At 34.5% G+C, this 18,633-nt stretch carries 21 protein-coding genes and 3 pseudogenes; 16 read left to right on the top strand and 8 right to left on the bottom strand.

The window, feature by feature from the left end; genetic code table 11:
* Nucleotides 1–75: 75 nt before the first annotated feature.
* Together ACQV18_RS03080 and ACQV18_RS03085 are read right to left on the bottom strand one after the other, a co-directional pair.
* The gene (locus ACQV18_RS03080; RefSeq protein ID WP_428881657.1) at nt 76–417 is read right to left on the bottom strand and encodes a hypothetical protein; all 342 of its coding nucleotides are present in this window, start codon (nt 415–417) and stop codon (nt 76–78) included.
* 11 nt (nt 418–428) lie between these two features.
* Nucleotides 429–836, bottom strand: a complete 408-nt coding sequence (locus ACQV18_RS03085; RefSeq protein ID WP_428892553.1) for a helix-turn-helix domain-containing protein — start codon at nt 834–836, stop codon at nt 429–431.
* Between the two features lie 242 nt (nt 837–1,078).
* Here ACQV18_RS03085 and ACQV18_RS03090 point away from each other — a divergent pair, with 242 nt between their 5' ends.
* A complete protein-coding gene (locus ACQV18_RS03090) occupies nt 1,079–1,972 on the top strand; it encodes a class I SAM-dependent methyltransferase (RefSeq protein WP_428892554.1) in 894 nt (297 codons plus the stop codon).
* Between the two features lie 105 nt (nt 1,973–2,077).
* Entirely contained in the window at nt 2,078–3,430 is a 1,353-nt protein-coding gene (locus tag ACQV18_RS03095; RefSeq protein ID WP_428872711.1) for an MATE family efflux transporter, read from the top strand.
* Between the two features lie 26 nt (nt 3,431–3,456).
* On the opposite strand, the gene ACQV18_RS03100 is transcribed toward ACQV18_RS03095, so the two are convergent.
* The 4 genes from ACQV18_RS03100 to ACQV18_RS03115 are packed head-to-tail and all read right to left on the bottom strand — an operon-like array spanning nt 3,457 to nt 6,562.
* On the bottom strand, nt 3,457–4,065 hold the full coding sequence (locus ACQV18_RS03100) for an alpha/beta hydrolase (protein ID WP_428872712.1): 609 nt from the start codon (nt 4,063–4,065) through the stop codon (nt 3,457–3,459).
* A 9-nt stretch (nt 4,066–4,074) separates the two neighbouring features.
* Nucleotides 4,075–4,686 (bottom strand): flavin reductase family protein, encoded by a 612-nt coding sequence (locus tag ACQV18_RS03105; RefSeq protein WP_428872713.1) that lies wholly within the window; start codon nt 4,684–4,686, stop codon nt 4,075–4,077.
* Nucleotides 4,687–4,699: 13 nt separating this feature from the next.
* Nucleotides 4,700–5,599, bottom strand: a complete 900-nt coding sequence (locus tag ACQV18_RS03110) for a VOC family protein (RefSeq protein ID WP_428872714.1) — start codon at nt 5,597–5,599, stop codon at nt 4,700–4,702.
* A 3-nt stretch (nt 5,600–5,602) separates the two neighbouring features.
* Nucleotides 5,603–6,562 (bottom strand): VOC family protein, encoded by a 960-nt coding sequence (locus tag ACQV18_RS03115; RefSeq protein ID WP_428892555.1) that lies wholly within the window; start codon nt 6,560–6,562, stop codon nt 5,603–5,605.
* Nucleotides 6,563–6,917: 355 nt separating this feature from the next.
* Here ACQV18_RS03115 and ACQV18_RS03120 point away from each other — a divergent pair.
* The 6 genes and pseudogenes from ACQV18_RS03120 to ACQV18_RS03145 form a co-directional block, all read left to right on the top strand.
* A pseudogene (locus ACQV18_RS03120) lies at nt 6,918–7,037 on the top strand (FeoA family protein); the annotation flags it as partial.
* A 28-nt stretch (nt 7,038–7,065) separates the two neighbouring features.
* On the top strand, nt 7,066–7,254 hold the full coding sequence (locus ACQV18_RS03125; RefSeq protein ID WP_428881659.1) for a FeoB small GTPase domain-containing protein: 189 nt from the start codon (nt 7,066–7,068) through the stop codon (nt 7,252–7,254).
* A 61-nt stretch (nt 7,255–7,315) separates the two neighbouring features.
* A pseudogene (locus ACQV18_RS03130) lies at nt 7,316–7,408 on the top strand (hypothetical protein); the annotation flags it as partial.
* 468 nt (nt 7,409–7,876) lie between these two features.
* The gene (locus ACQV18_RS03135) at nt 7,877–8,743 is read left to right on the top strand and encodes a D-alanyl-D-alanine carboxypeptidase family protein (protein ID WP_428892556.1); all 867 of its coding nucleotides are present in this window, start codon (nt 7,877–7,879) and stop codon (nt 8,741–8,743) included.
* Between the two features lie 95 nt (nt 8,744–8,838).
* Nucleotides 8,839–8,985 carry a hypothetical protein gene (locus ACQV18_RS03140; RefSeq protein WP_428875785.1) on the top strand — a complete coding sequence of 49 codons (147 nt, stop codon included), beginning with the start codon at nt 8,839–8,841 and terminating at the stop codon, nt 8,983–8,985.
* 60 nt (nt 8,986–9,045) lie between these two features.
* Nucleotides 9,046–9,276, top strand: a pseudogene (locus ACQV18_RS03145) (hypothetical protein); the annotation flags it as partial.
* 1,225 nt (nt 9,277–10,501) lie between these two features.
* On the opposite strand, the gene ACQV18_RS03150 reads toward ACQV18_RS03145, so the two are convergent.
* Nucleotides 10,502–10,690 carry a hypothetical protein gene (locus ACQV18_RS03150; protein WP_428872720.1) on the bottom strand — a complete coding sequence of 63 codons (189 nt, stop codon included), beginning with the start codon at nt 10,688–10,690 and terminating at the stop codon, nt 10,502–10,504.
* A gap of 447 nt (nt 10,691–11,137) precedes the next feature.
* Here ACQV18_RS03150 and ACQV18_RS03155 point away from each other — a divergent pair, with 447 nt between their 5' ends.
* The gene (locus ACQV18_RS03155; RefSeq protein WP_428892557.1) at nt 11,138–12,076 is read left to right on the top strand and encodes a linear amide C-N hydrolase; all 939 of its coding nucleotides are present in this window, start codon (nt 11,138–11,140) and stop codon (nt 12,074–12,076) included.
* A gap of 102 nt (nt 12,077–12,178) precedes the next feature.
* Here the strand turns inward: ACQV18_RS03155 and ACQV18_RS03160 are convergent, their stop codons facing one another.
* The gene (locus ACQV18_RS03160) at nt 12,179–12,832 is read right to left on the bottom strand and encodes a metal-dependent transcriptional regulator (protein ID WP_428885247.1); all 654 of its coding nucleotides are present in this window, start codon (nt 12,830–12,832) and stop codon (nt 12,179–12,181) included.
* Nucleotides 12,833–13,061: 229 nt separating this feature from the next.
* On the opposite strand from ACQV18_RS03160, the gene ACQV18_RS03165 reads away from it, so the two are divergent.
* The 7 genes from ACQV18_RS03165 (at nt 13,062) to ACQV18_RS03195 (ending at nt 18,595) form a co-directional block, all read left to right on the top strand.
* Complete coding sequence (locus ACQV18_RS03165; RefSeq protein ID WP_428874908.1) at nt 13,062–13,793, top strand: metal ABC transporter ATP-binding protein; 732 nt, start codon at nt 13,062–13,064, stop codon at nt 13,791–13,793.
* Between the two features lies 1 nt (nt 13,794).
* Nucleotides 13,795–14,634 (top strand): iron chelate uptake ABC transporter family permease subunit, encoded by an 840-nt coding sequence (locus ACQV18_RS03170; RefSeq protein ID WP_428892558.1) that lies wholly within the window; start codon nt 13,795–13,797, stop codon nt 14,632–14,634.
* Complete coding sequence (locus ACQV18_RS03175; RefSeq protein ID WP_428892559.1) at nt 14,631–15,563, top strand: metal ABC transporter solute-binding protein, Zn/Mn family; 933 nt, start codon at nt 14,631–14,633, stop codon at nt 15,561–15,563. The genes ACQV18_RS03170 and ACQV18_RS03175 overlap by 4 nt, the downstream gene beginning before the upstream one ends.
* A gap of 362 nt (nt 15,564–15,925) precedes the next feature.
* The gene (locus tag ACQV18_RS03180) at nt 15,926–16,468 is read left to right on the top strand and encodes a ribonuclease domain-containing protein (protein WP_428872726.1); all 543 of its coding nucleotides are present in this window, start codon (nt 15,926–15,928) and stop codon (nt 16,466–16,468) included.
* A gap of 13 nt (nt 16,469–16,481) precedes the next feature.
* Nucleotides 16,482–16,745 (top strand): barstar family protein, encoded by a 264-nt coding sequence (locus ACQV18_RS03185; protein WP_428872727.1) that lies wholly within the window; start codon nt 16,482–16,484, stop codon nt 16,743–16,745.
* A 104-nt stretch (nt 16,746–16,849) separates the two neighbouring features.
* Entirely contained in the window at nt 16,850–17,977 is a 1,128-nt protein-coding gene (gene hemW / locus ACQV18_RS03190) for a radical SAM family heme chaperone HemW (RefSeq protein WP_428892560.1), read from the top strand.
* A 321-nt stretch (nt 17,978–18,298) separates the two neighbouring features.
* Nucleotides 18,299–18,595: a hypothetical protein gene (locus ACQV18_RS03195; RefSeq protein ID WP_428892561.1), complete on the top strand. Its 297-nt coding sequence runs from the start codon at nt 18,299–18,301 to the stop codon at nt 18,593–18,595.
* Nucleotides 18,596–18,633: the final 38 nt, after the last annotated feature.

The following is an 18,633-nucleotide window of genomic DNA, read 5'->3' on the forward strand; positions in this document are numbered from 1 at the left end:
ATCTATCCTACCAAACTTTATTAATTAATAAAATAACAAAAACCCTACTTTTTCTAATAAAGATAGGCGAACTAGTTAGGCATAGAAATAAACAATGCAGATAAGTAGGATAATCGTCCCACAAAGGTGGCAAATAAGAGATATACTAGCTTCTCTTTTATATTGCTTCATTAAGAGTTGATCATAGGAAGTGAGTTTATCTTTAGGAAATTTCCTTCTGCCGATAAGATAGAGTAAGATATTTGAAGAGTTGTTTCCAGCGATATTAAAAATACCCCAAAATTTGGGATGTTTTAACCCTCGCGCCTTAGCATCAATAATAGTCATTTTATAGATGAAGTAAGCTAATAAGCTGCCAGAAGCCAGCGCAATGGTAGCGACAATTACAATTATAAATATTTTGATAGTTTCATTCATTTTTACGCCTCCTATATTGTTTGAATGATTTCATGAATAATGATTCCTGCCGTTATGGCCATTATAATAAAAATAGCAAGTAGCCATTCGACATGGTTAGGCATCAGGTGATGGAGTATGAATAGTGCTAAGATGATAGTTAAACTAATTAAAATAATCTTAAATAAATGTTTGTTACTACGAACTACATTTGAACTTTCTTGATAATGATTAATCAATTTTTCGTCTCCTTTCATCAATTGATCCAGACTGATTTGATAAAGATTGCTAAGGTCTATGACACTCCGAATATCAGGGTAATTTTTCTCGTTTTCCCAATTTGAAACGGATTGACGAGTAACCCCAATTTTTTCTGCAACTTCTTCTTGAGTTAAATTTGCATGCAAGCGTGCTGTTTTGAGTTGTTGGCCAAGACTCATAATGTCGCCTCCTTCTGTTTTAAATTTAGCATTTTCACATGATATGTCTAGCGAAAGTCTTTTACATTCGTAAAATAATAGTGGAAAAGATGTTTTACATGACCCTATCATCCATTTTAAGACCTTGATGGGCAAATTTAATCAAAAATTACTAATAAATGATATAATAAGCTCTGTTAAAAAATCTGAAAACACAAAATATCATGTTTGAAGTTAGGTTGGAACGAAAAGAGGGGGATACAATGAACAGGTTAAATTTTTGGTCTAACCAAGTACAGGGAATTCAAACGCTCTATTCTAGTCGTAAACTACGTTTTAGTAAGGAAAATGCCAATGCTTATCAAACCATTTTTAATATCGATCAAAAACTTCCTCTTAGAATTTTAGAAATAGGTTGTGGGCCGGGTGCTTTATGTCAGGTATTAAAAGATTGGTACCCGAATGCCAATGTAATTGGATTAGACCGCGATCACAACTTCATAGAATTTGCTAAAGAAAATATTCCTGAAGTTGAATTTTTAGAGGGTGATATTTATAAGCTTCCTTTTGAGGAAAATAGTTTTGATGTTATTCTTTCGAATACAGTGGTTGAGCACATTGAAACAAACACTTTCTTTAAAACACAGTATCATTTATTAAAATCCGGAGGAGTCTGTCTTTGTCTCAGTCAAGCTCAAGGGGTCATTCACCAAGCACCGGCTTTGCTTTCTTTTAATGAAGATGAAAATACCTTTTGGCAGCAGATTGAAGTCTTAACAAACGGCCAAGATGATAGTATCCAAACTTTTCAACTAGGTAAGTATAAATTAAACGAGCAAGAATTGCCTCAAACAATGGAAAAGTTTGGTTTCCAAGACGTCTCAATGTCCTATGTTACGACTCATTTGACCCCGGATAATCCACAAGTAAGTGATCGCTTGGCTCATGCGATGATTGAGAGCGACCGTCTCGGTGATCTTGAAATATTGAACAGATTATTCAAGAATCCCCTTTTAAAAGAATTACAAAAAGACATTGAACAAATGATTGCAAAGACCAATCAAAAGTATGATAAAAGATGGGTGCTTTATCAAAAGGGCCAAAAACAGTGGGATACGAAGATTTCTACTACCAACGTCCTTAGAGGAATAAAATGAAGCCATTAAAACTTATTGAAAGATCTTTTTTCTTTCACTAAGTTTTTGGTGATTGTAATTAGTGCTTCAACTTGTTACTATTTATTGAGATATGGAGGAGTAGCAATGAGAAATTTAGATTTATTAAACGGTAAGATATTTAAAACAATGTTGAAATTATCGACGCCTTTAATGTTAACTGCTTTTATTCAAATGACTTACACTTTAACCGATATTGCCTGGATTGGAAGACTCTCTACTGAGGCTGTAGCTGCAGCAGGACAAGTTGGCTTTGCTTTGTGGATTGCTTCGAGTTTGATGTTGATCCCTCGAATTGGAATGAGTGTCCTGACGGCACAAGCCTATGGGGCACGAGATGAAAAGACAGCACGCTCTTATATTAACAATGGTTTTTGGTTAGCCCTTATAATGGGCCTTGCTTTTGGAGGCCTCTTAATTTTATTTAAAGATCCCTTTATTAATTTCTTCCAATTAGAAGATGACGTCAATCAACTGACTGAAGAATATTTGATTGTGATTGCTTCGGGTGTTTTTTTATTTTTTATTAACCCTGTTATATCTGGAGCCTATAATAGTTTAGGTAATAGTAAAACACCTTTTGCCGTCAATACTCTCGGACTGGTTATTAATATTATCTTAGATCCCATCTTAATTTTTGGCTTAGGGCCTCTTCCAGCCCTAGGGATTAAAGGGGCTGCTATGGCAACTATTTTTGCTCAGTTTATGGTATTTATTTTGTATCTTTATGCTATTTATCGCCAAGGAGATTTACTTTACCGCAGTCGCATCCACTTGTGGTCATTTAACAGTAAGAATCTAGGGCAAATCATTAAAGTAGGACTACCACCTTCTATTCAGTCGAATGCACACGCTTTAGTCAGTGTGTTACTAAATCGTTATGTTGCTTCCTATGGCGCTATGCCTTTAGCTGTTACCAGTGTGGGGTCAAACATTGAATCCATTTCATGGATGACCACTGAAGGTTTTGCAGTAGCGATTACGGCTATGGTAGGGCAGAATTATGGAGCTAAACTTTATGAACGAGTAGAAGGGATTTATCAAACGACCATTCGCTCCTTATTAGCCATTGGTTCATTTGCGACCTTAGTTCTTATCGTATTTAGAATGCAGTTCTTCAAGCTATTTATACCAGATGACCAGCAAGCTATCGCTTTAGGAGCTGTTTATTTACTTGTCTTTGGTTTAAGCCAATTATTTATGAGTTTTGAAATTGGTGGAAGTGGCTTCCTTAACGGTTTAGGAAATACTCAAGCCCCTGCAACTGTGAATACTGTTTGTAATTTGTTGAGAATCCCATTTGCTTGGCTGTTTATGCCTAATTATGGTGTGGTTGGAGTTTGGATTGCTATGTCTCTTTCCACTGCTTTAAAAGGAATAATTATTTACTTATTAGCCCGTAAGAATTGGAAAAAGCTCTACCTGTCTCATGCTAATTAGACATAAGAAAGTAGAGCTTAAATTAATTAATTATTCTCTTTTAAATTTGACACCCAATCTTTAGCATCTTGCACAATTTGAGGCGTAATTTGATGGGTATGTACCCATTCAATGGATAGGTCTGCTTGAACGTTTGTTAATTTTTTAATTAAGTCATTGTTTGCTTGCATACTACAGATTGGATCTGCCTCACCCATGGATAAGAAGAGTTGATGATTTGATAAATCTTTCTGCTGATCAATGGCCATAGGGTAGAGTGGGGCAAATAAAATTCCTTTATTAAAGCTTTCTGGATAGTGAATTAAGATATTTAAAGCAATATTAGATCCGTTTGAGAAGCCAATAAATATTACTTTACTTAAATCAAATCCTTTTTCACTACTCATCTTTTTGATGAATTCAACAAGCTCATCACTTCTTTCCGCTAGATCTTCTAAATCATAGAGACCTTCGGCCTTCCGTTTAAAATAACGGAGGGCTCCATTTTCGTTAACAGTTCCTCTTATAGAGAGAATATTAGCTGAAGATGAGATTTCTTTGGCTAAAGGAATAAGGTTAGTTTCGTCTCCTCCTGTACCGTGTAACAGGACAAAAGTGTATTCAGCATTATCAGCTGCGTGATAGATATATTCCATAATTACCTCCTACTTTGGTCTTTCAAGTTGAATGGTCTGTCCTAAAGTTGCATAATCATTACCCGCTAAACGACTGATCGGTTTTAACTGATCAGCAAGCACATAAGAATTCTGGTAAACTTCCTCAGAAAGATGGAAATGTACTACTCGCATCAAGAATAAGTCAGCTGAAACTTCTTTACCATTTGATGATGGGATCTCGATGTGTTGGTGTAATACTGTTTCATACCTTACTTTCATCTCAGCTATACCAGGCGTTTGAATTGTTTGACTGCTAGCAAGAGTGAATTGGGTTAAATCCAATTCACTCTTATTTTTTGGCAAATTGCTAGCTGTCAAATTGACTTCTTGTAAATTTTCTTGGTCTACGATGTGGAAAACGGCTTCTTTATTAGCTAGGATGTTTCGAGCGGTATCCTTCATCTTACCTTTTCTTTGAATGGACACCATGAGGATGGGTGGATTGTAAGCTACCATATTAAAGTAGGAAAAGGGTGCTAAATTTAAGCTTTGATCGTCATTTTGTGTGGCTATCATTGTAACAGGTCTAGGGATGACTGAACCAATTAAAACCTTATACTGATCTTTAGGTGATAAGTCTGTAACTTTATAAGATAACATATTATCTACTCGCCTAATCTACTATAAATTTAGGTAAAGATGACTCGATTTCTGAACGCTTAGACTCAAACTGTTCAGGTAGTTTTAATTGACTACCTAAATGATCGAAATCTTCATCTACTTGGAAGCCAGGTTCTTTAGTAGCAAATTCGAAAATGATGCCACCTTTTTCTCTTAAATAAATCGATTTAAAGTATTTACGATCTTTGACAGGAGTCAGATGATAATTCGCTTCTTTTAAATGGTCATGCCAAGCTTGAAGGTCAGTCAATCGATCAACTGACCAGGCTACATGATGAACAGTGCTTATGCCAAAACGTCCTAGTGGTTGTGCCTTTTTTAAAAGTAACACACGGTGTTTTTCAGGTCCACTTAATTCGATGTGTAGGTATTCGTCAGCTTCTTCAACCAATTTGGCCCCCATTTCACGTGTTAACAAGTCAAGAGTCCCTTGAGGGTTGGTAGATAGGAGTACCAAGCCATAGAAACCGATAATTTCATTATTGTCTGAGCTTGTCTCAGCTTCGACTAAAGCAATATCTAGATCATGAGGATCTGAAAATTCTAAAGTGGCTGCAGAGAACATATTACTCTTATGATAAGTAATCTCATGTTTTTCTAATTGATTTTGCCAAGCTGTGAGGCTGCCCTTAGGGATAGAAAAAGCAATTCTTCCGACTTGCCCCCCGCCTTTTGTCCCTTTATGGTCATTATCCCATGGGAAGAAGGTCATAATTGTTCCATTATCAACCTTCGAATTCGCAAAATAGGTATGATAAACAGAAGGGTCATCAAAATTGACAGTTTGCTTAACAAGTTTTAAACCGAGGACTTTTGTATAAAAATCGTAGTTTTCTTGCACATTACCCACTATGGCACTAATATGATGAATACTTTGAATTTTATCAACCATGATTTATTCCCCTTTCCAAACAGTATCAAATGGGCGAACTTGACTTTCGATTGATTCTCTTTGACCTTCTAAGAATGGTGGTAAAGATAAGATTTCACCCAGATTCTCATAAGATTCGTCTCCCATAAAGCCAGGTCCATCAGTAGAGATTTCAATTAAAATGTGACCGATGCGAGCGTATAAAGCCTTAAAGTAATAGCGATCAACCAAACCAGAATTTCCAATTTCTAATTTTTGGTAACGATCTGCCCAAGCTTGAATCGCTTCGTCATCAGCTACTCGGAAGGATACGTGGTGAACAAGTCCATAACCTTGCTGCACTTGTGGAGTTTCAACGTCTTTGCGTAGAATAACTTGACCACCGTGTCCGCCTTCACCAACTTCTAAGAGTGCAACATCGTCATGTTCTTCGACAATACGCATTTCATAGATAGTTGTTAAGGCAGCTTTGAATTCTTCAAAGTAACCGACAGTAATTTCAACAGGCCCAAGGCCGTAAATAGCAAATTCTTCAGGAATAGGACCGTTTTTCCAAGGAATTCCTCCAGGGATACCCTCATTATTTTCATCTGAGAAGATTTGATAGGCTTGGCCATCTTCTTCTTCAAAAGCTAATACTTTGCTACCAAATAATTCTTTAATACCTTCATGTTTAACATTTTTTTCTTCAAAACGTTTTAAGTAATATTCTAAAGCCTCATCAGATTTTACACGCAAACCAATACGGGAAATTGAGTTTGTTCCTTTAACGCCTTCTGGTAAGTTAGGAAAATCAAAGAAAGTTACATCCGTACCAGCATTTCCACGGTCATCAGCAAAAAAAGTGTGATAAGTATGGATATCATCTTGGTTAACTGTTTTCTTAACCAAACGTAAGCCTAAAGTTTTTGTCATAAAGTCATAGTTTCTTTCTGCGCTATTTGTCATAGCTGTCACGTGGTGGATTCCTAATAAGTTGTTCATAAAATTTCCTCCTTTAAATTTAGAGAGTCAAAGCATTTAATAAGATTCGATTTTGTTATCTCGAATTCGAATTAAATTTAACATGAATGAACAGAAAATGCAAGCATTTTGTCTCGAATTTTACATTTCGCATTGTTTTATTATTTATTGAATGGTTTTAGTATAAATTAAGAGTGTGAAGTTGATAAGGAATGTGTCTTGCAGTCAGTCTGTAATTTGCTAAAAGTGTGACGATCGAAATGTTATCTTATGATAATGAAGATTTTGTAGCTTTTAGTCAGCTGAAAGTCAAATCGAGAGCGAAGCTTATAAAAGTAGAAAGTGAAACTTAATTTAGAAAGTGCATTAGGGATATGGGAATTGCAAAAATGCAATCATTGAGCTTGTTAAATTGGCACCTTTAGGAGATCCACTCGAAATTCGAGTGAGAGGTTATCAACTTTCGATTCGTAAGAGTGAAGCTGAATTAATTTAAACAACCCTTTTATCGGGAGGAGCGAAGCATGCGTAAAATTACCTTATTAGCTAATCTTAACTGTGGGAAGACCACACTTTTTAATCTGCTCACCGGATCTAATCAAAAGGTCGGAAATTGGCCGGGCGTGACGATTGATAAAAAGAGGGCTAATTTTAAACGAATCCTACCACGGTCATTGTTGATTTACCAGGCATTTTTTTACCTTCCTATATAAAGGAAACTTTGTCACACGATTATCTATTAGATGAGCAGGCTGATATGATTTAAATGTAGTAGATGGGAATAGATTTGAAAGAAGTTTTTATTTAACTATCCAATTATTAGAGTTAGGAATCCCACTGGTTATTGTAGTGAATAGGGCATTATAAGTTAAAAAAAGCATTGAATTAGATTCAATAGTTTTATCAGAATTCTTTCATTGAGTTGTTCTTTTCATTTCTGTTAATGAATTTTAAAACCTTTATGATTCTTTTCATAATTGTAGGAGGTTTAATTTATCTCCTAAAAAAGAATGGTAATCTTTTAAAGCCGGAAAGAACAAGTGGACATCTTGCACTGTAACGGATTGTCCTTTGGCCGGATTGAATGTTAAAACATCCACCAATATAGTAGGATGTTCCTGTGATAAAGTATCTGATGAAGAGCGACTAGTTATTCAAAGAGAAATTGCTCAGGCCAAAGTTAAATTTCAAAAAAATTAATAACTAACAGCTCTACTCTTTATATTGGTTTAGGCTGTTTTTGAATTAAAATAGAAATTTCCGTTCTTGACTTGACCGACTTTGAAAAGTATGAGACTCTAAAAAAGAAATAATAAAATAGAGAGGGCGTTTTGGATGCGAGATTTATCTTTTTTTAAAAAATCGATAATAATACTTACACTGATCAGTCTTGTAAATCTTTTGTATCCATATCAAGTCCTGGCTTTGGAGACTTACTATTCTAAAAGTATTTATGTTTATAATTTAACAGAAGACAAAACCGAGTTGTCTTTAAAAGCCAACGTCTCTCGTAAACCTGCTTCCTTAGTAAAAATTATGACAACACTTGTTGCACTAGAACATATCGATAATCTATCAGCCTATGCTCCAGTGGATGAAGCCAGTTACTATCAGGCCATAGAAGAAGGCGCAGCTATGGCGGGTTATTATCCTTATGAGTCAACCACTTTTCGTGATTTGCTCTATGGCACCATGCTTCCTTCAGGAGCTGAAAGTGCAAATTCATTAGCACTTAATGTAGCCGGATCCAAAAAGACTTTTATTAAGTGGATGAATGAAAAAGCTGAAGAATTAAAATTAAAAAAAACTAAGTTTAAAAGCGTGGATGGCATGGATCAAGTAGGTCAAGTAACTACTGCTAAGGAAATCGCTATGTTATTGAAAGAAGCTTTAAAAAATGGTCATTTTGAAGCAATCTTTAAACGTAAAGACTATTTATCGACGGCAACTAATGCCCATCCCTCAGGTGTTTATATGGAAAGTACTGTTTTCAAAAAATTGCGGGAATTTTATCAAGACGGTTTTGAGATTACTGGTGGCAAATCTGGTACTACCTATGGAGCCGGTTTATGCTGGGCCACTTTAGCTGAAAAAGATGGTAAAGAATATATAGTGGTTGTCATGGGTTCAGAATTAAATGATCTTAATAACCGAGTAGAAGGACAAGTGCTGGATACACTTAAAATTCTTTCAGAACTATAGTAAAAAACGGAAGAAAACTTATAAATAATATTAAAAAGGACTCTCAAAGTGTACTGACCTCCTAAATCCGGATACGGAATTAGGAGGTCATATGTATGTCTAAAGATAATTTTGACTGGCGATTAAAGGTAGTAATAGAAAAGGAAAAGGGTGACAAGCGATGGAAGAAAAGAGCCATCGCGAAGATATGGATTGAGTTTTGCAAGCTTCAGGAATTAATTGTTTATCAGAAACTGCTTTAGAATCTTTTCTAAAGTGTGGGATAGCTTCAATGTTAATGAGGGTAAAATGTTCAAACTTATAACGCTATTCCATCGTTTTCAAGAGGTGAATTTATAGTAGATAATCCCGAAGACATAAAGAAAGTTCATGAGCTAGACTTAGAAACGGGGCAAAGGCTGTTCCCTGGTCGACAAGTTTTAGTAGTTACACAAGCAGACAACGAAAATGCATTCCTATATAATCACATTGTTATAAACAACCCGAATCCAATTGGTGTATCAAACTATCAAGATCTAATAATCGTTGGGTAAATATACAGCCTAAGCACGACGAAATACTAGGAGAATTTGGTGCGAATGTAATTACTTATCAAAAGATAAAGCGATTAATTGTAGAATGATTAGCGAAATTAAAACAGCTGACAAGGGTAAATGTGTTTGGAAAGACGATTTAAGAGAGAATCCTAGAATCCCTAGCCAATTCTGAAGTTGTGACCATGAAGAAGTTTAAAGAGGATATATTATTAAATTATAAAGTAGATGCGAGGGAACGAAAGCATGGTAATTTATCCTATTAATTATAGACGAAGATTTTATAGAGCAAAAAATAAGAGCTGATAAATTGGGAACTCTTTATGCTAAAGAAAAACTTCACTTAGCTATTGAATGAAATACGCAAGGTCAACCAAAGCCCGCAGGAAAGAAAACTGCACAAAAGAAATCGTCAGCAATAAAACGCTCACCAATCACACAAACGTCTCTAATAAACGTACAAGTGGTAGAAAACGACGGAAACAAAGATTATAGCGATCTGTTCAAAGAAGAACCTACACAAACAACAAAAAAGTTAAGAAGAAGGTTAAACCTAAAAAAGAAGATACACCAGCTTTTAAACCAGCAAATAATGAAGATTTTTACGATGTAAAGAGAAAGTCTGCTAAATCGATAGAAGACGTACAAAAAATAGTAAAAGAAAGATACGAGGAAGCTTTGATAGATAGCAAGTACAAAGAAACACTAGAATATAAGATAACTAAAGCCAAGGAGGAAGAAGCAAAAAAACAAGAACTACGTGATAGATAATTATTTACTTAATATCAAAAAATAAAAGTAGCTCTCAAAAGCTGAAAACTACTTTAAACAAATATTAACTTTACAACTTAAGACAGCTAACTAGCTTGAATACTCTGAGGACAGACACCAAATAAAGGTAAATAAGTGAGTAAACTTATAACAGCCGTAAGAATACCAGCTATTTTATAAAACTTCTTTTTTCATTCATCACTTTCCTTATACCAAAGAAAGACAAAAATACCTAATAATATAGAAGCTAATACTAAAATACTTTAAAATTAGAAAAAAAGAATTCATTAAAAGTTAGTTTTTAACTCTAACTTTTTGGAATCACCTTATAGCCACTTTGATGTGGCTGTTTTTATCTAGTTTAAAGCTTTTTTATAGATTGCTCTGGATACTTTCAACGTATGATTTTTGTGTTCACCAATTTTAGTAAATTTATTGGCCTCAAGTTAATTGACTAGATAGTTGATATATTATGCTTTAAGATCAATTTCTGTAAGCTAGCAGGCAATCCAATTGGCTGGAAGAAATTGCGTGTGGTTTCAATAGCTGTTTTTTCTTCTCGTCTGATCTTTTTAACCGTTAAAACTTTACTAATGATGATTGAGAAGGTATCGATAGGATCACCATTAAAAGCAGCAGTCATAAATTACTCCCACCAATGACTGCCCCCCTCCTGTGGTTAAAATAAAGTTCAAGCTTTCAGATTTTATTTTATCTACTGTTTTCAGAAGTTTTTCATAATATGAGATTGCACACAATCTCATAGACTTCACTCCAGTGACTTTGCCTCAGAATGATTACTATTTTATCGAAGCTAGCAACTTTTAGACAGTTTCTCAGCCAAAAATGATTAATACTCTGCTATTATTGGGAATTGACTGGACAATAATGTGTCCTAATTAAATGAGAAATGTGATGGATTATAATATATGAAGTTTCTAATCGTCATAGCTAAGCCTTCTGTTATTTAATTTTTAAAGTAACAATCTTTTAAAAGCACTTTTAACGCTTATCGGATCTAATAATGCTATACTGAGAATTCGAGCTGATCATTTAGTCGGTTGATACTAAAGATAGAAAGGAAATATCTATGTGTACAGGAATTAAAATTAATTACCCCGGCGGACATGTTGCAGGACGAACAATGGATCTGGAAGCACCCGTTGACTACAATATACTTTACTTGCCTAAGGGGTATCCGGTAGCTGAAAATTTGCTAGGCGGCTTTCACCATTCTCAATATAAGATGCTTGGAGTTGGTTTTCGAAATATGGACCCTTTAAAGGATGGGGTCAATGAGCATGGTCTGATTGGAATCACCAATGATTTTGGAGGATTTGGCTTATATGATAATCAAGTAGATAAAAAGAAGAACAATGTTTCTGCTTTTTATTTTATGAATTATATCTTAGGTAATTGTCGCAATGTTGATGAAGTCTTAGCGATTTTACCGACCGTTCACATCTCAAGTCATGATATGAATGGAAATAAAGTCATCACACCAATTTTCCACTTTATGTTTTCAGACAGTCAGCAAAACTGCATTGTGGTTGAGCCTGAAAAGAAAAAACTAAAAGTCTACCAAAATCCTTATGGCGTCATGACCAATGCACCAAAATTTCCTTCTCATCAAAAACTCTTGCAAACTACTTTTAATCAAGAAAATTTGAACCAATTTAATGCTGCTAAAGACCTACCTGGTGGATATGATCCAAAATCACGTTTTTTAAAAGCTTATTATCTAGCATATCAAACACTTGATAATCATGACAGTCAGTCTGCCTTTGGCAATCTTTACCGCGTCTTATCTTCTGTTGCTTTACCTAAAGGCTTTATTCCTAACAAAAAATATCATTCTTACACACATACTGTTTATTTATCTGCTTATGATAGTCCATCAAGAAGGTTGACCATTCAATCCGCTCAAAATCAAATGGTTTATTCAATAGTTTTTGATGACATCGAAGATTTAAATCAAAGACAGGCTATATTCTTGCCGGCTGGATTTACTTATCAAACACTTAAATAAATTAAAAACGCTGGAAGTTATCCAGCGTTTTTTTATGGTGATAGGATGCGAAAGTGGGTATATTTTATTTGCCAATAGACTCATCTTTAATAGTCTTAGAAATTAAATTTTTTCGCAGAAAATCAATTCTGCCATATCGAAACTAAAATAGGCTGTTTGATCATCGTTATATGAAAAAATAAAAATACGATTTGTGTCATCAATCTTATCTAGGTGAATTCTTTGATTTAATTCAAGATTAATTTGTTGTAAGTATTCTAGTAGTTCATGTTTATCGATACAGCGACGAAACACTAGGTGGTCACCTTCACTAAATGATGATAGAGGTGTCCGATAAACTTCTTGATAATTATCAATTGTGGGAATAATACTTCCATGAGGACAAAATTTTGGATAATCTAGCAGTTTTTCTAATTTATCAAAAAAATAGTCACTTTCTAAATGTTCAATGGTTTCAGCATCGTTGTGAACTTGCGTGATGTCATATTTTAAGATTTTCATTAAAAAAAGTTCGGCAATGCGATGTTTACGCACAACCTTAATCGCACTTTCTAATCCTTGTCTGGTTAAACGCACTCCTTTATAGGCGATGGATTCAACAAGATTGTCTTCAACTAATCGGCTAATCATATCGGTTACAGACGGAGCTGAAATATTTAAGCTGTCCGCAATTAATTTATTTGAAACATATTCTTCACTACCGTTCAAACTGAAAATCGCTTTAAGATAGTTTTCTTTGACATTGGATCGTTTCATTATCTCTCCCTCTTTCATAAGCTTTTAATACCTTAGTCTTTCTTAGTGAATTTTCTTAGTAAATTTAGTATAACACAACTACAATTAACTAGACTAAAATAGTTTTTCACCAAACAAAATTATGATATAGCAATCACAAAACAAAAATATTAGACCCTCCTAAATAATTTATTGCTTAAAGTTAAAAAATAGTGTACACTCTTACTAGTGAAGAAAGGAGTATATATATATGATTCAAATTAAACATTTGAATGTTGATTATTTTGGGCACAAAGCACTAGTCGATGTGAACCTTGATATCCCATTTGGATACAGTGAGGGTATTATAGGGCCGAATGGCGCTGGAAAATCAACCTTAATGAAAGCAATGTTAGGAATTATTCCTAGCAGTGGAAAAGTGACTTATAATGGCGAGGACATTAAAAATAAATTAAGAAAAATTGCCTATGTTCCTCAAAAAAGTGACTTAGACTTAACTTTTCCCATTACAGTTGAAGATACTGTTTTAACAGGAACTTACCCTAATTTACCATTGTTTAAAAGACCAGGTAAGAAGGAAAGAGAAATTGTGGATTACTGTTTGGAGCAAGTAGTGATTGAGGATATTCGAAAAAAACAAATTAGTAATCTATCTGGTGGTCAGCTACAAAGGGTGTTTATTGCTCGAGCACTGGCTCAACAAGCAGAAGTTTTCTTTTTAGATGAGCCTTTTGTTGGGATTGATCTCAAAAGTGAGAATATTATTGTGGACATTTTGAGGCAATTGCGCAGTGATGGGAAATCGGTATTAGTGGTCCATCACGATCTTCATGAGGTGCAGTCATACTTTGATCGACTTTTAATTTTAAATAAATCAGTCATCGCTGAGGGAGCAGTTAAAGAAGTGTTTACTAATGCGAATATTCAAGCAGCCTACGGAGGCTCATTAGGAAATGTTCAAATAAAAGGGTTAGGTGATTAAAATGACAGAAGTGTTTTCTCAACTCTTTGACCTACCTTCCTATGTTATTAATGCAGGTTTATCCGCAATTTTTTTAGGGGTAGTGTCTGGAATTATAGGTAGCTTTATTGTTTTAAGAAAGATGGCCTTGATGGGAGACGCATTATCGCATGCGGTATTACCTGGGGTAGCTCTTTCCTATATGTTTGGTATTAATATGTTGTTTGGAGCATCGCTTTTTGGGATTTTTGCTGCTGTTCTAATTCAATATATTTCAAAAAAATCTAACATTAAAAGTGATACTGCGATTGGCATCATTTTAAGTTCATTTTTTGCTTTAGGAATTATCTTAATTAGTCAAGCACGAAGTGGAATCGATTTAAATCACGTCTTGTTCGGTAATATTTTAGCGGTTCCGAATTCTGAGTTAGAACAATCTTTTTGGGTACTCGTTGCTGTGATTATTATTGTAAGTCTCTTTTATAAAGAGTTATTAATTTCATCCTTCGATCCTGTTGTTTCGAAAGCATATGGACTCAATACGGATTTCTATCATTATTTATTAATGCTTATGTTGTCCGTTGTAACTGTCTCCTCACTCTCCCAAGTAGGAATTGTGTTGGTTATTGCTATGTTAGTTATACCAGCTGCGACTTCCTATTTATGGACAAATAAACTAATCCATATGATTCTATTAGCCTCAATAATTGGAGCTTCAATGGGACTAATCGGAACATATATAAGTTTCCAAAATAATCTGCCTACGAGTTCAGCAATTGTCTTGTTGGGTTCACTAGTTTTCTTAATTTCATTTTTTGTTTCACCAAAAAACAATTTTTTTAGAAAGGAAAAAGTATCATGAAAATATTTAAAAAATTTATTGCATTGACTCTATTATTATCTACTATCTTATCAGGAATTGGAGGGGGGGTAAAAGCCCAAGCCGCTGAAGAAAAAAGCCTAAAAATCGTAGCAAGTTATTCAATCATCGCTGATATGGTTAAGAATATCGTTGGAGAACATGGAGAAGTCTATAGTTTAGTGCCAATTGGAACAGACCCTCATAGCTATGAGCCGTTACCAGGAGATGCTCAAGAAGTATCTGAAGCTGATCTCGTTTTTTATAACGGATTTAACCTCGAAACAGGGAAAGGTTGGTTTGATGATTTACTTGATGTAACTGATAAAAAAGATGTAGCTTTTGCGGTGACTGAAGAAGTAGAACCTATGCATTTAACAGCTGAAGGTAAAGAAAATGAGCAAGATCCTCATGCTTGGCTAGACGTACAAAATGGCATTAAATATGTTGATCTTATTGCTGAAAAAATAATTGAAGCTGATCCAGAGCATAAAGAAGAGTATCTAAAAAATAAAGAAGCTTATACCAAAGAATTAGAAGATCTAGACCAATATGCAAAAGATGAAATTGCTAAAATTCCAGAAGATCAACGAATCTTAGTTACTTCAGAAGGAGCTTTTAAATACTTTTCTAAGGCCTATGGCTTTGAAGCAGCTTATATTTGGGAAATCAATACAGATAATCAAGGAACACCTGACCAAATGAAGCGTATCTTAGATATTATTAATGAGCGTGATGTGAAAGCCTTATTTGTTGAAACATCAATCAATCCTAAAACAATGGAGACAGTTTCTCAAGAAACAGGAATTCCTGTTAAATCGAAAATCTTTACAGATTCATTAGCAAATGAAGGCGAAGAAGGAGATACATACATCACAATGATCAAATGGAATGTTGACCATATTGTGAGTGGTATTCTTGAAACGGAATAATTATAAGATTTGCTAAAAGAACTAACTACATTTTTCTTAGGGAGAGCTTAGGATATATTAGAAATTAAGAAACATTCTACTTATACACGTTCATCGGATGCATGAGGTGTTCGGTAGATTATATTATAGGGAGAATAAAATGCGGTTGAGTATTTATACTCGACCGTTTTTTATATGGTAATTGGATATGAGTAGCAAATATATCCTGTCTTGCAAAAATCAAGATCTATGTGGTGGTGTTTGCTGAAAGTAATCCAGAATCTACCGATAATTAAAAAACTTTAACTCTTAAATAAAAAGAATAAATATGCGAAAAGTATGCTAGTATCTATATGTTGCTGAAATATTTTTTGGAGGAATGCATGAAAACGAAATGTAACTATTTATTAAGCTTATTAATACTTTTTCTAGCCATCTCTTTAAGTGGTTGCTTACAAGTTGAAGAGTTTTTGCAAGAATTCACTGAAGAACCAGTCAGTGAACAGTTAGCAAGTGATTCCAGTAAAACAAGCCGAGAGGGTTTTACAGAATTAAAAGTTGAAACAGATCCATGGCTTAACCAAGAAAATACGAGCGAGGTCGTTCAAGAAGAAGCGTTTTATTATAATCTAGAACAAGTCGCTGCCTATATTCATCAATATAATCGATTGCCAGCTAATTATATAACTAAGGAAGAGGCAACTAAGCAAAACTGGTCAACTGCTGATCCGATTTATGTGATTGGTGGCAATCGATTTGGCAATCGAGAGGGTAAATTACCTAAAAAAAAAGGAAGGCAATACTATGAAGCTGATATTCAAGCAGGGTACAGTCACCATCGTGGATCTGAACGAATCGTGTATTCTAATGATGGGCTGATTTATTACACTGACGATCATTATGATAGTTTTAAGCAGCTTTATTGAAAGGATGAAGAGTATGAAAATTATATTAGATGGCCAAGCCTTTACAGACAAGGAGACGACTTATTGCTATTTGATTGATCGATTAAATTTGCCCCACTACACGGGTCATAATTTAGATGCTTTATGGGATGTCCTAGGAGATAGCCGTCCTTTAGAGATTGAAATATACCGTGCGCGTTTAATTTTGGACCAACTCAATGATTATGGCCGTTGGTTGCTCGATTTGTTTGGGGATGCTTCAATTGAAATGGAACATCAAGTGACTCTTCATTGGTAGAGTATTTGGGAAGGCAATCGTCTTCTCTTTTTTAAGAATAAGTACTATTAAATTTAAATCAAACTCGTTATAGTAGAATGAGAGAATTAAAGGTGGGAGAAGCTATGCAAGAAACAATTGGACTCTATATACATATCCCTTTCTGTCAAAAGAAATGCCATTATTGCGACTTTTTAACCTTTGTGGATATGGAAGAGAGAATGGATGAATACGTTACCTACTTAATTAAAGAAATGGCTCTTTATAGTGGAAACTATCAATTAGACACAATTTATTTTGGTGGCGGAACACCTTCTTATTTAGAAGCTGAACAGATGGTTAAGATTATGGAAGGGATCCAGAGTCATTTTGTGATTCTTTCAGATTGTGAGATTTCGATTGAAATGAATCCCGAATCTGTCACGGAAGAAAAAGTAAAAACCTATTTAAAATATGGGTTTAATCGCTTTTCTATGGGAGTCCAGTCCTTTGATGATGCAACCTTAAGAATGATGGGGCGTTTACATGATCGTGAAACAGTCTATCAAAAGATTGCTTTATTAAAAGACTTAGGTGTTAAGAAATTGGGAATTGATTTGATGTTTGCTAACCCTAAACAGGACATGGATGTTTTAAAAAGGGACATAGAATTAGCTATGGAATTACCGCTTAATCATATTTCTTATTATTCCCTAATGATTAAAGAGAACACTCCTTTTCAACGTTGGGTATTAACCGGACAGATGCGCGTTTTAGATGATGAAATTGAAAGAGAAATGTACCATTATATCCAATCAGAACTATCTAAGCATGGCTTCCACCAATATGAAATTTCGAATTTTGCTAAGGGAGAGGTTGAAAGTCGTCATAATAAGAAGTATTGGCAATTAGAAAATTACCTGGGACTTGGATTAGGCGCTTCTTCAAATATGGACTTAGTACGATATGTTAATCATCGACGTTTTGATGATTACTACGGCATGATTGATCAAGGAAAATATCCTATCCAAATGAGTGAAGAACTTTCTTTAGAAGATCGCGAAAAAGAGTTCATCATGTTGAATATGCGCCTGTTGGAAGGTTTTGAATTCACAGCGATTAACCAGCGATTTAATATTGACTTTATTGACAAGTACCAGGAAATCTTGGCCAAACATAAAAAGTTAGGCTTGATTGATTATGACCATGAGCGTATTTGGTTTACTGAAAAAGGCTTAGATATTGGGAATCAATTTTATTTAGATATTTTATAGGAGGGGTGCAATGGAAATAAGACGGTTAAATCATTATCAAGATAATCGCTTTAAGAAGAAATCTTAAAGCAGCAGGGTGCCTTTTTAATCGATAATCAACCATATAGTGTTCAGATTATTAATCGTCATACTGCTCGATTTACAGGAAAAGATGATAATAACTTTTCAGCCTTAATTGAAGCTTTTCGTTTTTATGCTGAGCCTATTGATACATTTATTGACCTGAATGATAAGATTATCAAACAATATCCTTCGCAGAAATTGTTTCAACTTGAACTTCGTTAAATTCAGCCTTCACAGTTCTACGTAGATAAAGAAAAATTGCAGGCTATCTCGACTTTTATAAAAGATCAGGCAGATGTCATAATACCTGTAACAAAAATTAACAAAAGATGGGTTTCTTTAGACGGTCATACACGTTTGGTTTATGCTGTGATGAAGGGTTATAAAGATATTCAAGTTTATGAAACAGCTACAGATAAGTGGGTGGAGTATTTTGTTAAAGAGGCATTAGCCCGTAATATATTGTCACCTTATGATTTAAAAGTTTTGGCACATGATGAATATGAAGCTAAATGGAATCAGTTTTGTGAGGACTATTTTTCGTTGTTAAATTAAATTACTTTCTCAAGTTTAATAATTTAAAGGAGGGTTTT

Origin of the sequence: Facklamia sp. P9177 (genome assembly GCF_050409585.1) — a bacterium.
GTDB lineage: Bacteria > Bacillota > Bacilli > Lactobacillales > Aerococcaceae > Facklamia.